At 46.9% G+C, this 18,012-nt stretch carries 15 protein-coding genes and 1 pseudogene; 8 read left to right on the top strand and 8 right to left on the bottom strand.

Annotated elements, in window-relative coordinates; translation table 11 throughout:
• Positions 1 to 218 precede the first annotated feature (218 nt).
• Positions 219 to 1,541 (top strand): FAD-dependent oxidoreductase, encoded by a 1,323-nt coding sequence (locus C7B65_RS13485; protein WP_073072270.1) that lies wholly within the window; start codon positions 219 to 221, stop codon positions 1,539 to 1,541.
• Between the two features lie 585 nt (positions 1,542 to 2,126).
• Here the strand turns inward: C7B65_RS13485 and C7B65_RS13490 are convergent.
• From C7B65_RS13490 to C7B65_RS13505, 4 genes are all read right to left on the bottom strand, one after another.
• Complete coding sequence (locus tag C7B65_RS13490) at positions 2,127 to 3,623, bottom strand: GTP-binding protein (protein ID WP_073072271.1); 1,497 nt, start codon at positions 3,621 to 3,623, stop codon at positions 2,127 to 2,129.
• Between the two features lie 108 nt (positions 3,624 to 3,731).
• Positions 3,732 to 3,911: a 30S ribosomal protein S21 gene (gene rpsU, locus C7B65_RS13495; protein ID WP_073072272.1), complete on the bottom strand. Its 180-nt coding sequence runs from the start codon at positions 3,909 to 3,911 to the stop codon at positions 3,732 to 3,734.
• Between the two features lie 238 nt (positions 3,912 to 4,149).
• Entirely contained in the window at positions 4,150 to 5,460 is a 1,311-nt protein-coding gene (locus C7B65_RS13500) for a hypothetical protein (RefSeq protein ID WP_073072273.1), read from the bottom strand.
• A gap of 500 nt (positions 5,461 to 5,960) precedes the next feature.
• The gene (locus tag C7B65_RS13505; RefSeq protein WP_073072274.1) at positions 5,961 to 8,234 is read right to left on the bottom strand and encodes a RelA/SpoT family protein; all 2,274 of its coding nucleotides are present in this window, start codon (positions 8,232 to 8,234) and stop codon (positions 5,961 to 5,963) included.
• Positions 8,235 to 8,685: 451 nt separating this feature from the next.
• Here C7B65_RS13505 and C7B65_RS13510 point away from each other — a divergent pair, with 451 nt between their 5' ends.
• A complete protein-coding gene (locus tag C7B65_RS13510; RefSeq protein ID WP_073072275.1) occupies positions 8,686 to 9,312 on the top strand; it encodes an acetoacetate decarboxylase family protein in 627 nt (208 codons plus the stop codon).
• An 83-nt stretch (positions 9,313 to 9,395) separates the two neighbouring features.
• On the opposite strand, the gene C7B65_RS13515 is transcribed toward C7B65_RS13510, so the two are convergent.
• A complete protein-coding gene (locus C7B65_RS13515) occupies positions 9,396 to 9,590 on the bottom strand; it encodes a hypothetical protein (protein ID WP_073072276.1) in 195 nt (64 codons plus the stop codon).
• Positions 9,591 to 9,856: 266 nt separating this feature from the next.
• Here C7B65_RS13515 and C7B65_RS13520 point away from each other — a divergent pair, with 266 nt between their 5' ends.
• Both C7B65_RS13520 and C7B65_RS13525 read left to right on the top strand, forming a co-directional pair.
• On the top strand, positions 9,857 to 10,111 hold the full coding sequence (locus C7B65_RS13520) for a helix-turn-helix domain-containing protein (RefSeq protein ID WP_073072277.1): 255 nt from the start codon (positions 9,857 to 9,859) through the stop codon (positions 10,109 to 10,111).
• Between the two features lie 2 nt (positions 10,112 to 10,113).
• A complete protein-coding gene (locus C7B65_RS13525; RefSeq protein WP_073072278.1) occupies positions 10,114 to 11,196 on the top strand; it encodes a hypothetical protein in 1,083 nt (360 codons plus the stop codon).
• Between the two features lie 3 nt (positions 11,197 to 11,199).
• Here the strand turns inward: C7B65_RS13525 and C7B65_RS13530 are convergent, their stop codons facing one another.
• The 3 genes from C7B65_RS13530 to C7B65_RS13545 form a co-directional block, all read right to left on the bottom strand.
• The gene (locus C7B65_RS13530) at positions 11,200 to 13,191 is read right to left on the bottom strand and encodes an N-6 DNA methylase (protein ID WP_083582950.1); all 1,992 of its coding nucleotides are present in this window, start codon (positions 13,189 to 13,191) and stop codon (positions 11,200 to 11,202) included.
• Between the two features lie 234 nt (positions 13,192 to 13,425).
• Positions 13,426 to 13,698, bottom strand: a complete 273-nt coding sequence (locus C7B65_RS13540; RefSeq protein WP_073072279.1) for a hypothetical protein — start codon at positions 13,696 to 13,698, stop codon at positions 13,426 to 13,428.
• Between the two features lie 28 nt (positions 13,699 to 13,726).
• The gene (locus C7B65_RS13545; protein WP_073072280.1) at positions 13,727 to 15,220 is read right to left on the bottom strand and encodes a TM0106 family RecB-like putative nuclease; all 1,494 of its coding nucleotides are present in this window, start codon (positions 15,218 to 15,220) and stop codon (positions 13,727 to 13,729) included.
• A gap of 127 nt (positions 15,221 to 15,347) precedes the next feature.
• Between C7B65_RS13545 and C7B65_RS13550 the strand changes: the two genes are divergently transcribed.
• From C7B65_RS13550 to C7B65_RS13560, 4 genes and pseudogenes are all read left to right on the top strand, one after another.
• Positions 15,348 to 16,526: an aminotransferase class V-fold PLP-dependent enzyme gene (locus tag C7B65_RS13550; protein ID WP_073072282.1), complete on the top strand. Its 1,179-nt coding sequence runs from the start codon at positions 15,348 to 15,350 to the stop codon at positions 16,524 to 16,526.
• A 55-nt stretch (positions 16,527 to 16,581) separates the two neighbouring features.
• Complete coding sequence (locus C7B65_RS13555) at positions 16,582 to 17,208, top strand: Rpn family recombination-promoting nuclease/putative transposase (RefSeq protein WP_317615820.1); 627 nt, start codon at positions 16,582 to 16,584, stop codon at positions 17,206 to 17,208.
• Positions 17,187 to 17,474, top strand: coding sequence for a hypothetical protein (locus tag C7B65_RS29470; protein WP_317615821.1), 288 nt, complete (start codon positions 17,187 to 17,189; stop codon positions 17,472 to 17,474). Before C7B65_RS13555 ends, C7B65_RS29470 begins: the two co-directional genes overlap by 22 nt.
• 43 nt (positions 17,475 to 17,517) lie before the next feature.
• Positions 17,518 to 18,012 (top strand): annotated as a pseudogene (locus C7B65_RS13560) (hypothetical protein); the annotation flags it as partial.

Genomic DNA, 18,012 nt, shown 5'->3' on the forward strand with positions numbered 1-18,012 from the left:
ACACTGGGTTGGTGATTATAAAAAGTATCTTAATGATTTTCTAATTCGTTGCCGATCAGTCGAGAAATGCTATGTGTAACGCTTCAGTGAACGGTAGAACTTATGAGATGAAGATGGGATGAAGTTTTAAGTTCTAGGTTGCTAATCTCTATCACTAGCAACTTCTTGCACATCCTTTTAGAATTAGCGTAAAGTTTCAAGGCTTTGATCGTGACCCTATGGTAGATCTGACTCAGGCGGTGGTTGTGGGTGGTAGCATTGCCGGACTTTTGACCGCACGTGTCTTAACTGACTTTTTCGATGTGGTGATCGTGGTCGAACGCGATCGCTTGCCTGCTCATCCCGAAAGCCGCAAGGGAGTGCCGCAATCTCCTCAACCTCACGTCTTATTTACGCGAGGCTATCAAATCTTAGAAGAGCTATTTCCTGGCATTGGTGACGATTTGCGGCAGACGGGCGCGATTCCGATCGACTGGGCGCGAGAGTTTCACTATTTCAACGAAGGAGCCTGGAATTGCCGCACTGATCAGCCGACTCATATTGCTTCTTTTACGTGTTCACGTCCGTTGCTAGAATGGACAATTCGTCAAAAACTCGCAGCATTTCCTCAAGTCAAGTTTGTCGATCGTCATCGCGTCGTTAACCTGTTGTCAAAAAACGGGAAGATTACGGGCGTTGAGTTAGAGTCTCTGCCTGAGAGAGGGCGATCGACGATCGCGACAGCGCTAGTAGTCGATGCGAGTGGTCGCGGGTCTGCTGCTCCCAAATGGTTAGAGAACGCAGGATTTAAAGCGCCCTCAGAAACCGTAGTCAACCCATTTTTGGGCTATGCCACTCGTCGATATTCTGCACCTAAAAACGTCACATTCGACTGGAAGGTGATGTTGATTTCTCAGCAGCCTCCTGATGCGACGCGATTAGGCTATCTGGCAAAAATTGAAGACGGACAGTGGATTGCAACCTTGGGCGGATATGGGCGAGACTTTCCGCCGATCAACGAACCCGGCTTTTTAGAGTTTGCCCGCAGTCTCCCAAGTTCGGAATTCTACGACGCGATCATCACCGCAAAACCTGTTTCTGCGATTTATGCTCATCGTGCAACGGCAAATCGTTGGCGACATTACGAAAAGATCAAGCCTCCTGACGGCTTTGTGGCGTTAGGGGATGCGGTGTGCGCCTTGTGCCCAGTGTATGGACAAGGAATGACGATTAGTGCCCTGTCTGCCCTAGTGCTGCGAGATTGGCTAGCGCGCAGCAGTCGTCATTCTGCTGACTTTCAGCGCCAGCTTGCCCAAAGCAATCGCTTTCCGTGGATGCTGGCAGTCGGGCAAGACTCGCGCTTTTTAACCACTGAAGGACGATCGCGCTCCAACTGGGCTGAGAATTTGCTAAGTGGATATGTCAAACAACTGATGAAACAGACTAGCTCTGACTCAGAAACGAACACGCTGTTTATGGAAATTGCTCATCTGTTAAAATCGCCTGCGGCTTTCTATCAGCCCAAAATTGTGTGGCAGGTAATCAGAGATTGGAATGAATAAGAATCTTTGATGATTACTACAGCAAAAACTTCTAGAAATCTTGCCTTGAACTCTCCCCTTTTGAAAAAGGAGGATTCTAAGCGGATATTGCTACGCGGGCTAAAAGCACCGCTTCGCAATGGCTTGCCGTCTGATTTTTCAAGCGGCTTGGCAGGTTCAAAGCTGCCCTATCGGACTCGGCTAGAACGATGCCTAGCTGTGCCGTTACTTTTAGAGCGAGTGTTTGCATGGTCTTCAGCCCCTGTGTCGCTCTTGGCAAACGATAGGACGTACTCAAGGGATTGCAATCATTTTAGCAGCCCGGACGCACAGCAGGCTAAAGCCTGTAGTTAGCTTTCACCTCTCGGTTAGAAACCGAAGGCTCTCAGCATAGTTTAACCTGAGTTCGGGTTAAGCCAAAGGCTAAAACCCACATTGTAACTAGCTTTAGCCAATTAACCAGCTAGTAAGCTTTTCTCAATAAGACCTACTATTAAGAATATTCTCAACTGCAAGGATTATTGACAAGAGCTTGATTTAGATCAGGGCAGCAAGCCACGGAAAATCAGGAGTTCTGGCGATTTCTTATCCCGAACTGACGTTAAGCTAACTTTCACTCTTCGCATCTGCTTTCCGCCCATGCAGATCGAGCTTGGCGCGTAACTCATCTTTGATGCGATTGAGAATTGACGCTTCATCCAGAGAAGATAAAATCCGGTTCACTACAGCTCTGGGCCCGTCCGGGCCCCAAGCCGCACCGTTTGCGAGATAGGCTTTAGTCACTTGCCCGATTCCATAAGATGAAACACCTGCGACCCCGGCTTGCGTCAATGCAACCGAAAAGTAGGGTGCAAGCGCGAGTCCGCCCGTTGCCGGAGTTGCTAAACCCAGCAAACCTTTAAGAGAACTCAGCCCTAAGTTTGCCAAGAGTTCGCTGGCAGTGATGCCGCCCATCGTAATCGCGATTTTCTTTAACAGCCCGATCGCGCCCTGCTGCGTCATATTGATTCCATAGAGTTTTGATAGCGCGAGAATCATCGCCACATCGATCGCTGCACTGCTGAGAATGTCTAACACTGTGATGGGGTTGAGCGCGATCGCGACGGCTTTCGTAATTACGCCATTCCAAATAATCCGATTGGCGGTTTGCTCTCGAATCATCATTTTGCGCTGCACCAATTGCTCATTCACATCGTCGGCGTAGAGCATCGTGTTCAGTGCAACTAGCGATTTTCCTTCGCGGTGCAAGACTTCTAAGATTTTTAGCTTCAGGTCTTCTACTTGCGGTTCTCCAGCGCTCAACTGCACCGACGTTCGACCATCAGGACGCTTCACCGCTCTGGCAATTAACGGAGATGCTGCCGCCATCACAATTTCGTCGGGCGAAAGCAATTCTTTCACCCGCTCATCTCGAATTTTTTCGTAGACGCTGACGCGATCGGCATCAGGATATTGATCGATCTTGTTTAAGACCAAAATCATCGGCTTGCCAACCTCTCGCAGCTCTGAGAGCGCTTGAAACTCTACCTTCGTCATGTCGCCCGAAATGATGAACAGCAGCAAGTCTACGTGTTTTGCCACCTGACGCGCCAAAGCTTCCCGCGCTTCTCCATCTACTTCATCAATGCCGGGTGTGTCAATGAGTTCGACATGAGATTGATTAATGCCGGGTAGAGAAACGCGCAGAATATCGCGATCGCTGCCCTCGATCGCTTCTCGCGTCAGGCTCCAGTTTGCTGACTGCTGACTCTGAGTTACCCCATGAATCGGGCCGGTTTCAAAAACCTTTTGCCCTAAAAGAGCATTTAATATCGATGATTTTCCCCGCCCCACCATGCCAAACGCTGCGATGTGCACGACCAAGCGATCCAGCTTATCCAGCATGGTTTCTAGCCCGTTGATCTCTGGTTCTAAACCCGATCGCTCTTGAGGAGTCAAGTCTAAATTTTCGACCAGATCTCGCAGGGCAGTCTGAGCTTGCCTATAGTTGAGTTCCGTCTGAATTTCATCAAAGCTGAGAATGGCTTCATCTAAGTCTTGATTCAGCGTGGTTTGGCGTGGGGCAGAGAACAAATCGTCCGAATCTGTGGCTGGGTTTGACATCGGTTTTGAGAATTAATGCGGCTGGAACAAGAACGATATCAACAGAAGGCAGCGCACGAGCGAGGAACTCAGACTGCCACTCATCTTTTCTTGATCCTAACAGCCGCTTTAACGATAGCGCTGAGTTCGACGGGCGACGACTTCTTTGCGCTTGCGTTTCTCGATCGGAGTTTCAAAGTGGCGATGGGATCTCACGTCTGCTAGAATCCCTGCCTTGGAGACTTGCCGCTTAAATCGGCGTAACGCTGAGTCAATACCTTCGTTTTCACCTAAAACTACTTGAGTCATTTTCCAGATTATTCCTCAAACTTTTCGTTAAATAGTATAGACTGTGGACAAGTTGGCAGGCACTACGAACTTGTGCCATCTTTCAGGTTGACCACAATACTACTTTAAACGAAACGCTTAACCTGCAAATCGGTTTAATTCAACGTCAGTTCGACAACAGTCGTTCGCTTCGGTGATGAATTCGGGAAGCCGTTGAGAACGAAGCGAAAAAACTCTCGAACTCACGTTAATTTACGATCTAAACTAGCTGATTCACAAAGCAGAGATTGAGGGTGCTGAAGTTTATGCTCAGGGCAACGTGAAGATTTTCCATCGCCGCGATCAGCCAGTCAACGCAGTTGCGTGTGTGAGACTCGTAGTGGCTAAACAAAATTGAGAAGCGTTTTTCTAAATAGGGCTTGACTTTGCGACAGAGCAGCACAATCTTGAGCAACAGGCTCGTCGTCAGCGTCGGGCCCAAATTTGAAAGCAGATCCACAAAGACGAAATGCTGAGGCTGTTGTGGACTTTCGACCACCAAGAAGTTGAGTAACTGGCTACAAGTCCTGACAATTAGAAAATCATTTAATGGCTGAAAATCGCTCTCAGGCAGCGTGGCTTGCAGGTGAGCATAAAGCTGTTTGTTAAACTGCCGCTTGCCATATTCAGAGTCGATCGAGGCGGTGATGTACTGATAGAGATCGTCTTTAAATGCTTTAAAAGATTTCGTGTCGCTGGCATGGTTCAGAAATCGTTGAGCGATATCTCGGTGGGTGTAAGCTCCCTCGATTTTGCCCGCAAACTGCTGCAACGCAAATCGCAGATCGCGATCGTCAAGCAAAGTCGGATTTTTAACGGGAGTGATCAATCGAGTAGGGACTTGAGCAGACGCAATAAGGGGCGATGCTAGAGGCGTTTCACGAAGCTCAAACGATCGTCTGACCTGATAGGTTACATACTGCGACAGGTCAATCTCATATTGTCTCTGCACCTGGGTTTGAATTTGTCGAATCGATTCTTGGTGTTCATCGGGGCTGCCCTCACTCACCAGGCAATGCTCATAAAGATAAGGATAGCGACGGATCAGAGTTCCTAGTTGCGAGGTTTCGGCGCTGTGGGTTTCGGCTCCCTGAATCATCAGTTGAGATAAACGGCGCAGCGTCAGATATTGCTCAGTCTCAAGAAACTGCCTGACGAGTTCTCGCAGTTGCTTGACGGTGCGGGTGCGAGAATGCTCCATTACCGGGCGGGTAGGCAGCGATGACAGCAGCGCGACTAACTCAACGATCGCTCTCTGTGCTTGAGGTCGGGCTTGCCAACGGTTGATCAAAATGTGGCAGCAACGGTTCAGAACAAACTTAAATTCTTGATCGGCGACTTTCGACGCGACGACTTTATCTAAATCTGCCATAACATGAGGATCGTAGCTGGTGCCCTCAATAAACAGAGATCGGAAGCGATCGATCAATTGTCTGGGTGACTCATAGGGCACTCGATCGAGAAAATGGTTATAGAGTCTCTGCTCTTCTTGAGTGATTTCACGATTGCGATACGTGGTCCATGTGCTCATTTGATGGAGACTCCTATACGCAGATATTGGAGTTTAACAAGGGCGCTCTCGTCATCGCCAGGTGCTTCTTGAGAGATAGAGACTGGACGATCGTTTTCATATAAATTTAAATTCATAAGTCGTCTGAGTATCAATACCCAACCCCAGACTATTAGAAGCTATAGCTAACGCTAATATTAACCGAGATAGGGGGCTTTTCAGTGTAATTAGAGTCACTTAATCAAAACTAAATACAGTTACCCCGACTTACTTGACCACAGCTTCATCTTTCCTTTATGTAGATCCGTAACTTTGATGATTGACAGAGATAATCTACTAGGTTGTTCCTACAGCATTGTAGGCTCAATTGAAACGACGATCGCTTAAGTTACTTTAAGCACGTCGTAATCTAGACTGGGAAGAGCGTATTTGTTGATACAGGCGGTAGAAACCATATTCCGCACTCAGCCCTCAAGTCCGGAAAATTTGTAGGAACTGGCTTGAGGAAAGGGCAGAGTTGGCTATTCTTCAACCTGGTTGACGCGGCGCAGATTTAAAACGTCAGTCATTTTTCTGACTTGGGCGAAGGTGCGCTCTAGCTGGGTGTGATCACAAATGTCGATGCCCAAATCGATGACGGCAGTTTGATCGGGGAAGGTTTTGACTTGAGCGTTGCGGACGTTAATATTGTGGTCGGTCAAGCGAGACAGAATATCTTTGAGCACCCCGACTCGATCGATGACATCAATCTGAATGCAAACGGGATAGGTTTGCGGTCTTCCGCCATTCTGACTGGTAGGGTTCCAACTCACCGGAACTAAGCGATCGCCGTCAACCTGCTCTAAGTTGCTACAGCCTTGACGGTGAATTGAAATGCCGCGATTGCTGCGGGTAACTACTCCAATAATCGCTTCACCGGGCACAGGGTTGCAGCAGCCCGCGAGGTGATAGAGCAAGCCCTCAACCCCCGCGATCGGAGATTTTGTAGAAGTCGCAGGCGGTAGAGAACGCAGCGTCGGAGCGGCGGTCAACAAGAGTTGGGGATCAGTCAAAATGCTGCCAGCATCAGAGATTTTGGCGAGCGGCTGCTGGGCTTTGACAGCTTCTCGAATGCGGTTAAGCGCCAGGTTGAGGGTCATCTCTCCATAGCCAACCGCAGCCAGCAGATCTTCAACGCTGTGATAGTTACACCGTTCGGCGGCGACTTGCATCGGTGCAGACTTGAGCAGCGCTTCAAAGCCTTTCTTGCCCAGTTCTTTTTCTAGCATTTCTCGCCCGCGCAAGATATTTTCGTCTCGGTGCGATCGCTTATACCACTGCCGAATTCGATTTCGGGCCCCAGAGGTCACTACAAAATTCAGCCAGTCTAAGCTGGGGTGAGAATTTTTCTGCGTAATAATCTCCACAATGTCGCCGTTGTGTAGCGTCGTATCGAGGGTGACAATGCGCCCATTGACTCTGGCACCTGCACAGTGATTGCCTACCTCGGTATGAATGCGGTAGGCAAAATCGACGGGAGTCGATCGAGAACTCAGCGAAACCACTTCTCCGCGTGGCGTAAAGACAAAGACATCGCCGTCAAACAGATTGTCTTTGATGCTTTCTAAATATTCTTGAGCATCTTTGAGGTCATTTTGCCAGTCAAGTAATTGCCGCAACCAGGTGAATTTTTCATCGGTTGTCGTCATCTGCTGAGCGCTAGAACTCCCGGCTTCTTTATACTTCCAATGAGCGGCGATGCCATATTCAGCGACGTGATGCATTTCTAAAGTGCGAATCTGCACTTCTAAGGGGCGACCCGTCGTGCCAATCACCACGGTGTGCAGTGACTGATAGCGATTGGATTTAGGCAGCCCAATATAATCTTTAAAGCGTCCGGGAATAGGACGGAACATATCATGAACCACCGCTAAGGCTCGATAGCATTCGTCGTTTGTGGTGACGATAATGCGAATCGCGGCAACATCATAGATTTGCTCATAATCTTTCTGCTGACGCTGCATCTTTTGGTAAATGCCATACAGATGTTTCGGGCGACCGCTCACCTCAACGCAGTGAACTCCTAGCTGAGTCATGCGCTCTTTAAACGTTTGAGCAACCTCGGTAAGCTGGCTTTCACGATCGCCCCGCTTTTCTGCCACCCGTTGCTTAATATCTTGATAAGCGTCGGTTTCGAGATACTTAAATGCGAGGTCTTCTAGCTCCCATTTGAGGTTGCCAATGCCGAGACGATTGGCGAGTGGAGCAAAGATTTCTCGTGTTTCTAGGGCAATGCGGCACTGTTTTTCGTGGGACAGATGCTCTAGCGTTCGCATGTTGTGGAGGCGATCGGCCAGCTTGACCACGATCACTCGAATATCTTGCGCCATTGCCAAAAACATACGGCGAAAGTTTTCTGCCTGACGCTCAGTTTTGCTAGAAAAGTTAAACTTAGAAAGTTTTGTAACTCCTTCAACAAGACAGCGCACTTCAGAACCAAATCGCTGCTCAATTTCGTCGGAGGTGACATCCGTGTCTTCAACCACATCATGCAAGAAGCCTGCCGCAATCATGATGCTGCTGCCGCCCAGATCGCGCAGCAAACCCGCAACTGCTACCGGATGAGCGATGTAGGGTTCTCCAGATGCCCGATATTGCCCTTCGTGAAGCTGATAGGCAAACTCAAATGCTCGACAAATCAGGTCATTGTCTTTAGAAGCCTTGGGGTTGTCTGGCTGCGATCGCTCATTCAAGCAATCGCGCAACCAATCAGGAAGCGTAATATCTTTGGTGGGAATGGAAAGTGCTACGTTCATGCTGTCTTGCTCGGAGGGTTGGCGGGGCAGGAACTGAGAGATAACGACTGATTCTACTGCAATCGTGTATTTACGTATACCAATCGATCAATGAATAAGCGATATGTCTAGCAGAGAGATTAGCTGCTAGACAAAAAAATCACTAATAATTCGCGATACTGCAAGCCTGTAGGACTAATCACATCCTAGAAAAACCTGACCGATATCTCGCTAAAGACTGAGATTTTTAACCGATTTTGAGGAGCTTAAGACTATATTTATGCTTATTCTACCAATGGGATCACGTTTCTTAACACGAATTTTGGCGGGTAAGCCGAATTTTGACAGGCGAGAATCACGAACTATTTTTTGAGTAACTTGAAGAGTAGTTCGGAATTTCTGCCTCTTTGAGGAGGGCACGATCGGGCTTCTCGTCTAGGTTAAGTTCATCACAATTTTGGGAGCCGATGAGATGAGCTATCCTCAAGCACCCTGGACACTGAAGGGGTTTGCGTTTCAAACGCTGCATTTAATTGATATCGCCAAAGCATCGCCGTTTATTCCGCCAGAGTTGGCGATCGTGTCGGCTGCCCCTGACAAAACGCTGGGAGGTGTTTATTTCTCGCAATATGGGACTGGCTCTAGCCTGGAATATAACGAGCTAATTGTGGTAGCTGGCGTGGTAAGGCGAGAGCAAACGATCGGCGCTTGGGTGTCTCATATTTATGTTGACAATCCCGATTCGGTGGCTGGCGGTCGAGAAATTTGGGGAATGCCAAAGGAGTTGGCTACGTTTGACTGGCAAGCAGGAGCGCAGCGAGTTGTCGTTCAACAAGACGATCGGGTGCTGTGTTCTTTGAGTTCTAGCTGGCGAGTGAGTCTTGTAAGGCAAGCGATCGCGTTTCCAGTCTATAGTTTGTTGAACTCTAATTTTCTGCGGTTTAATGCGACGGCTTCAGCTAATTTTGGTTGGATTGGAGCCAAATTAGAGGTGCCAGAGGTTTCTCCGTTTGCGAGTGTGATTGACACGATGCCGATTTCCGCGTTCAGTGCAGACTCATTAGAATTAAGAGTTGATGGGCCGAGGGTTGTTGCTTAGATTGTATTTGAGCAAGGATCGTGGATTAAATACGGTTACTTGTAATGGTAACGGGCACTGCCATGCCCTTGCAAGACCCAAGTTTAAGCTTTTGGAGACTTACCCACCTGCTGCTGAAGTTGTGGGACTTGCTCGATCGATAAACCCGTAGAAGAGGCAATAATGTCGATCGCGATGCCTCTGCGTAGAAGATTGATCGCGATTTCTCGTTGTTTTCTTTCTTCCCCCTTGGTTTCTCCCTCTGCCAGGATCGAACGATAAACGGTGGATTCCTGCATGATGTCTCTCCGCAATACACGAGAAATGACTTCATCTTCTAAATTGCAGAGGCGGCAATTAGATTCGCTTGCGTCATGGGATCTGAGATTTGATTGACTGCTTGAGCGACCTACCGCAGCATTGGGCTGCCGTGTTTGCAGATGTATGTTAATTACTCAGAGTCTTATCTCAACAAAATTCAGAAATTACGAGCATCCTGGAAATAGTCGAAATTGGACTATTCCAAAATAGACTTTACCCTTCTGCAAGAGAACAGGAGGGGGTTATGAAAAAATCTCTCTTTTCAGAAGATTACAAGTGCTTCCTCAAACTGCTGCGTGAAGTACGAGAGCGTGCTGGACTTACCCAAGAACAAATTGCAGAAAGGCTTGAAACCACTCAATCCATCATTAGTAAATGTGAGCGAGGTGAGCGGAGACTTGACGTTGTTGAGTTGAAAGCCTGGTGTCAAGCACTCGATCGCCCCCTTCCTGTTTTTATTGCTGAGTTTGAAAAAGCTCTAACTGAGGGGGGTAAGTAACTGTGCAGAAAATCATAGATCAACTCATTGCATCTGACCGTTTTAGTATGAAATTGCTTTATGATAGCGCTTGGTCAATTTTTTCTACTAACAAAGCAACCTCTGACAGCATCAATATTCTGAGGAATGACTTCAGTAACAACAAATACAAACAGATTGCCTTCGGAATCCTTCGACATGCTTTTTTGATTGAGTTAGTGAAGATTCCAGGTATTGAAACAACTAAGTTTCGCACTCGTTGGTACTCACAACTTAGCGGAGATCCAAGAGAATGCTCTTTTAATGAGTGTGTGGAAATTGCTCAGGATCTTGTTTTCACTCTTACAGGCGTTTGGCTCAAGAATTCTGAAAATCTTGAGGTGCTGACTCTATTTCTTGAGCATGGTATCCTTCCCTACGAATTACCGATTGACTATGTAGAACGACCTGCCATTAATGATATGGCTACTAAAATCCACAGAAAAGGAAATGTTGTATGGATTGTTGATGAAAATGTCATTAGAACTCTTAAACTGCGACAGTATCTCACTAATCCTCAAACCAGTCCTGATGCTGTGTTCTTCAAGAAAGTACTTGATGACAAAATCAAGATAAAAACGTACCTGACGGATCGAGTACTAACTGGACTCTATAAGACAAATCGAGAAAAACGATGGGAAGTCCATCCTCGCTCAGTTCATTTTTCCCTTAGACGGGTATGTATAGCAATTGAATATGAGCTTATTACACAGCTTTGTGCGTTTGAGGGCTTTCCTGAAAATTTTCGAGAAATGCTCCAAGAGCAAGAAATTCTTCCACAAGCGATGGAAATATCTCGCTGTCCCATAACGCTGGAACCACTTGTATTTCAAAAGTTTAGAGAAGAATTAATGAACCCTACGCATGGGAAATCAAATTTCCAAGTCGGGCATCTCAACCCTCTCAAGCTTGACGACCCAAATAGTCTTATTGCTGGACATACACCAGGAAATATAAGTTGGATCTCTGCCAATGGAAATAGAATTCAGGGCAGCATGAGTCTTGAAGAAGTACGAAACTTACTTAAACAAATCACTCATAACTATGAAAATGAGGGCTTGGCATAGCGACTATGAACCAGCCACCGCTAATCTAGCTTTCTTCGCCAGTTCCCTGGCTTCAACACGGTCATTGATAGAGGTTCTGACCATTTCTGTAATCTCGTGACGTAGTTGCTCAGATTTTGGGATAGGTAGAACGAGTTCATTGATTCTTTCACCAAGACTATCAATAATATCTTGTGTGAACTGTTTAGATTTTACCTGACGCTGAACAACTGGTGAACTTAAAACAGCGAGTAGGAGAAACGGATTCAGGTCTAAGCTGTTAGGCATTACACGAACCTTATACAAATGGCTCTGATAAATGATCTTGCAATCATATTCCGTTACTATCGCGCAAGTTCCAATTAAATATGTACCATCTTTAACCATCAAGATGTCATTAGCCTGAATATCTTGTTTCTTCCTCAGAGATTCAAAAATTTGATGAGCAACACCATGTTTGGGATCAGCTTTTAGTTCCCAGTTGCTAATGTCCGACGTTCTTATAAATGGAATATCTCCAGTACCATACGCAAGCTTACCTAATTCATCTCCTGTAGAAACTTTTAGCACTCCGTCTTTAACAAGTTGACCGAAGTCAAGCAAGGCATGAGTATTTTCTAAGGAAATTAAGTTTTCGTTAACTTGAGGATCATAATATCTGGGACACAGTACTTTCGATTGCACTGAATCAATATCAACTAAAAAGCCAAGGCTAGATTGATCAAAAGCTTCATTGTTTTTTGCAAGTTTCAAATGCTTTCCTATCTTTGGTAAATCATTATTGTCAATGATTCGAGCACGAGAGTCTTGACCACACCATTTAGCCTCAGCCATGAATATTGTAGATTTCTCTTTTGAACTTTCTCCTTTCTTTTCAGCCACTAGAAGGCAAGTTTTTGTGTGTGTACCGCCTTTTCCAGAGGTTTTAAACAATGCTTCAGGCATACCAATCACAGCTTGGATATTGCTTTTTTCTAAAAGATATTCAACAACATATCTATAGGATTTATTCGATAAAATGCTTTCTGGAAGAACAATTCCCATTCTTCCGCCAACCTTTAACAAAGAGAGACATCGTTCAACAAAGAGAATCTGTGGAGATACTTGGTTTCTTACTTCTGATGTTGGACTCCACTTGTCAAGTGCGGGATAAAATTTCCATTTACGAGCTAACTGAAACTTATCTAATACTTCAGGTCTAGCTGCAACAATATTAACGCCAAAAGGTGGATTGGCTAGAAGTACATCAAAACCCTCGGCATCAGCTTTTTCTCGAACGGATAAAAGACCATCCTGTAACGCCAGGCTATCACCGCATAGAATACTCGGATGTCCACCTGTTAGAAGTGAAACATGGAGTTTTGCAAGATTAACCAGATAATCATCTTTGTCGATGCCAAAGAAGGTATCAGTAGCGAACTTGGAAATTTCTTGTGCAGAAAATCCTTCTTCAATCCAATAACGGGAAACTGAAGTTAAAAATCCCCCAGCACCACAAGCAGGATCAATAATTGACTCGCCAGGTCTTGGATCAACTGCCTTAACCAGCAAATCAGTAACAGAACGAGGCGTAAAAAATTGACCGGAACGACTTCGGGATTCACTACCAACGAAAACTTCAAAGGCATCACCAATCGGATCGCTCGTCGCATCAATTAGCGAAAAAGAACAATCAGTCATAACCTTATAAATCGTTTCAGGATCTAGAAGAATTTCAGATTGTGAATTATAAATATCTGGAAAACCTTCTCGGACTTTTGCAAATACGCTCCGAATTGTCTTTGAGAGATCTATTGAAGTCGCCTCTATTTCGAGGGGTGGAACAAGCTTTAGCTCAACATAGAGCTTGCAAAATAGACATTTAAGAAGCTCATCTAATAATGTTTCATCACGAGTCGCACCAACAAACTGTCCAGCCAAATAATTGCGGAGGTTTCTGAAAATCTCCTTGGGTGTGCCTAATCCTTGAATCAGTGCTAGTTGCCTAACATCAGACTTTTCTGAACGCTTTGGCATAGTATCTCTACATCATCTGTTTTTGATTGAAAGCAAAACATATCGTGTATGCGACAAAAGAGCAAGCGTAATTCATGTAGTTTCGTTCAATTGAGCGATCAAATCGGGAGGTAGTGAAAGCCAGCCATTGAAGCCTGTATCCACGATCGCGTCTTGTGTGTAAACCTTTCCATCGGAGCCACAAACTGAAAATGGAATAATCGGCTCAAAATCCGCGTTTGACGACCCCGGTGATCATACGGCTCTCTTCGTCCGTCCGCCAAATCGACGCACATGGCGGGAACCGATGCGGACAATCCAGATTTGAGCGTCTGAGTGACGGGCTTCGAGGCGATCGCAAGCAGCAATTTCACTTGCGTCAACTTCAAAGTCTCCGGTCTCCAGATCGATCGCCACAATTTTACCGTGATTGCCTTCTTCAACTTGCGATCGCACTTGAGATTCATAAATCTCATCACCACGTCGAGCAAATTCTTCTTTGCTGTAGCGGGGTTGTCGGACAATCATAGTGTTCACCTATTGCTGTTCTCCCATTTTAATGAATGTCTTGACTCTCAAAAAATCCCGTCAGCCATTCTTTGATGTGATAGGTTGCGCGGCAATCGTCTTCGTTATAAATCACGATCGAGTCCAAAAACGCCCGATCGCCCGTCGCCAGCCATTGAGCATACCAATAAATCGATTGGGCACCGTTGGCGCTAGAATCTCGCCAATCAAACCCTAACCATCGCGCAATGTGCTTTAACGCATAGCTCTCGACGGGCAGCGTTACCGATTTTGTGACTCGCTCATGCAAATCGACAAAGCGCGCTAACAAAGGCGTAATTTGTTCTCTGGGAGTGCCATACAATTCGGCAAGCTGTCCAACGGTTTGCACTTCAAAGAGGCAAAAATGAAAAATGGGCGCATCTGGATACGCCCACACAAGGTCAAGAAATTCTTGCCAGATTTTTGATTCGTCTTCAGGTTTTTCTGCTAGCAGTGAATGAAAAACTTCGGTTTGTTTCTGGCGATCGACGACCAGCACGCCATGCAGATAAATCAGATTTAGCGACGGCTCGGCTTCGATGTCAAAATAAAGCTCGATCGGTGCAGTCGGAATGGAGGAATCGTAGCTGCGATGGATCGGTTTGTGTCCGTTTTGCGGTTCTGTATCGGGTAGAGCGGCGTAACTTTCTCCTAACAGGGCGCGATTTTGAACTGTGGATTGAGCCTGACGGACTAACTTTCGAGCCGCCTCACCGCCAAATCCTGGTAGGAGTTCTAGCTTGTTTGGGTGAAGATCTGCCAGCGATTCTAGCGTCGTCAGATTGAGTGCTTGGAGTTGAAGATAGCGACTGGGCGTAACACCCGGCAGCAGGGAAAGATGTTGGTCAGCTTTGGCGATCGCATAACAGTGCCCATACCAATGACAGAGGCTACAGCGACTGCGCGAGATAAACACCTCTGGCTCTTGGTCAGCCTTTAAAGTGGCGAGACACTCGTCTAAAATCATCTCCATGCGAGGAATCGCCTCCCACAAATCGACCTCATAAAAGCCTTTGCCGCGCAGCAGTAGCCAAGCCGACTCGCACCAAGCCTCCTGCACGGCTGCCAACACTTTCACATGGTAGGCAACGATAATTTGATATTCTTGCTTGGGGCGTTTGCTCAACTTAATCTCAGTTGGCACATAGATCCAGTCGCCAAACACCGACTCTCCGGGCTGTTTGGTCAACAGATCAGGAACGCTGATCAGCGTCACACCCGCTTGCTCTGAGCGTAAAACAGGCTGATAGATCTGATCGACTCCCTGGCGCATCAGTTCTAGTGTTGCGTCTGCCCCGGCTGCCCAATCTCCCGATCGATAGCTGGGCTTTTGATAGGTTTCGCCCGTCAATATCTCCCGATGATTGGCGATGCTGTCTTGAATTAATTTCAGCAAATAGTCATTGGGAGCATCTCGTTGAGTGAGATCTCCATGGCGATCGAGAAACGCTCGACGGCTACACCGTTGATAATTAAGCAGAAGGTCGGCAGTCAGCAACATAGCTATACGCTAACAAGAAATTGGACTAGCTGCATTACCATTATTTGTCATCTGTCAAGCGTAATCTTCTTTTAGGCTTCACTCACGACACCTTTCGATTCACCATTAGTTTAAATCGGGACAGCGTATGGTCAGCCTTTCTACGACAAAATTAGAACAGTATCGGCAACACTTTCCTTATCTAGAAAATGCTGCCTACTTCAACTACGGTGGGCAAGGGCCGATGCCGCGATCGGCGATCGATGCCATCAACCAGGCTCAAGAGTCATTGCAAAAAATGGGGCCGTTTTCGAGCGCGGTCAACGTTTGGATGGGAGAAGAAGCGAAACAGACGAGACGGGCGATCGCCGCAGAATTAAATATCCCTGCTGAAACCATGACTCTGACAGAAGATGTCTCAGTTGGCTGCAATATTGCCCTCTGGGGCATTGATTGGAACGCCGGAGATCACTTGTTACTAACTGACTGCGAGCATCCCGGCATTGTGGCGGCGGCTTACGAGATTCAGCGTCGATTTAAGATTGAAGTGTCGATGTGTCCGTTAAAGGCGACTCTGAATGAAGGCGATCCGGTGGCGGTGATCAATGAGCATTTGCGTCCTCAGACTCGCCTTGTCGTCCTCAGCCACATTCTTTGGAATACGGGACAAGTTTTGCCATTAGCGGCGATCATGTCTGCCTGTCAAGGCTATCCCAGTCACCATCCCATCAGAATTCTCGTCGATGCCGCTCAATCGGTGGGTGTGTTACCCCTGAATCTCACCGACTTGGGAGCCGACTTCTACGCCTTCACGGGTCACAAATGGTGGTGTGGCCCGGCAGGGGTAGGTGGACTTTATGTGCGTCCAGAAGCACGAGAAAGTTTGTCTCCGACCTTTATTGGCTGGCGCAGCATCACCACCAATTCATCTGGCACACCGACCGGATGGCAACCCGACGGACGACGCTATGAGATCGCAACGTCAGCCGTGCCACTTTATGCAGGATTAAGAGACGCGATCGCGCTTCAATCAACCTACGGCACGATCGCAGAGCGCTATCAGCAAGTGTGCGATCGCAGCGCAGATTTGTGGCAGCGTTTAAGAGCAGTGCCGACTGTGAAATGCCTGCGATCAACTCCTCCAGAAGCGGGTTTAGTCTCATTTCAGCTAGAAGGCGGCAAGCATAGTTCACTCGTTCAAGCTTTAGAAAGCAAAGGCATCTTTGTGCGTACTATTCTTGATCCCGATTGCGTTCGCGCTTGCGTTCACTATCTCACTACCGACTCAGAGATCAATCGATTAGTGGAAGCGATTAAGGAGTTTTGAAGAGAATTGAGGCAAGCCCTTACAATAGAATCTAAGCGATATTCTGCTTTACACTATGGTCTTCATCAGCCCCAAAACTGACTTTGCGTTCAAAAAGATCTTTGGCTCTAAAAAAAGCAAAGACATTTTGGTCAGTTTTCTCAACGCTGTTTTATATGATGGGCAAGACATTCTCCAAGATTTAGAGATTCTAGATCCCTACCAGGCTCCTCGAATTAAAGGGGTCAAAGATTCTTATCTAGATGTCAAAGCAGTCACCGCAGATTACAAAACAGTCATCATTGAGATGCAAGTCCTCAACGCGTTGGGATTTGAGAAGCGAATTTTATACAACGCTGCTAAAGCGTTTTCGATTCAGCTTGATGTAGGTGAGAGTTACAACTTATTAAATCCAGTAATTGCGCTGACGATCACAGATTTTGAAATGTTTCCGAATAGCCCAAAGGTGATCTCTCGCTATCGGCTCAAAGAAACTGAAGAATTGACAGACTACACCAGTGGCATTGAATTGGTCTTCATCGAGTTACCCAAATTTAACAAGTCACTAGAAGAGTTAGAAACCCTTACTGACAAGTGGGTTTACTTCCTCAAATCTGCAAACAAACTGCCGTCAGTGCCCCCACGATGGAAAAGATTCCTGCCCTTAACAAAGCGTTTAAAGTGGCAAGAGAAAGCAAGCTGACGAAGCGAGAGATAGAAGTGCTAGAAAAGCAGGCAATGTTTATGCATGATGGTCAAAATGCGATTCTTTATGCTGAACAAAAAGCTATGGAAAAAGGCATGGAAAAAGGACGCAAAGAAGCCGCGATCGCCATCGCCCGCAAATTACTCGATCTTCTAGATGCCGAAACGATCAGCAAAAAAACAGGTCTGAGCGCTGCTGAAATTCAAGCTTTAAATTACCTCAGATCTTGCACCATTCTCAAGAAGGGGTTGCCAAACGGCTGAAAATCTGAAAGAAAGGGCGTAGAAGTAATTTGGTTTGACGGTTATGGAAACCATCTTTGAGTACGCCCAATCGCTAGTCTATACCTTGCTCGGATTGATGCCTAGTCCTCATCAGCGCAGCAGTCTCGAAGCGCTGCTCGGACTGTTTCTACAAGCCCAAGGACAAGCCATCCCTGCCCACTGCACCAGCAAATCCGCGAGTGCCTTGAGTCGCTTTCTCAATCGCTACGACTGGTCAACGGTAGGAGTGATTCGCGCCACGCGCCGCGCGATGCTCAACCAAGTTTTGCGGCACCTGCCTCCCGGCATGACCACGTTAAAAGTGATCCTTGACCTGACGACGCTGCCCAAGTGTGGCAAGTTTGCTCACCTGGCAACGAGTTTACCATCGGAGGTTGGAGACGACAGTGCAACGGTGCAGACTGACCCCTGGGTGCGGGTACTCAATGGCAAACGGGGGTTGCATCTAGTCATGCTGTATCTGGTCATCGGACAGTGGCGAGTGCCCTGGAGCTTCTGCATCTGGCACGGCAAAGGG

It is taken from the genome of Phormidesmis priestleyi ULC007 (assembly GCF_003003695.1).
GTDB lineage: Bacteria > Cyanobacteriota > Cyanobacteriia > Leptolyngbyales > Leptolyngbyaceae > Phormidesmis_A > Phormidesmis_A priestleyi_A.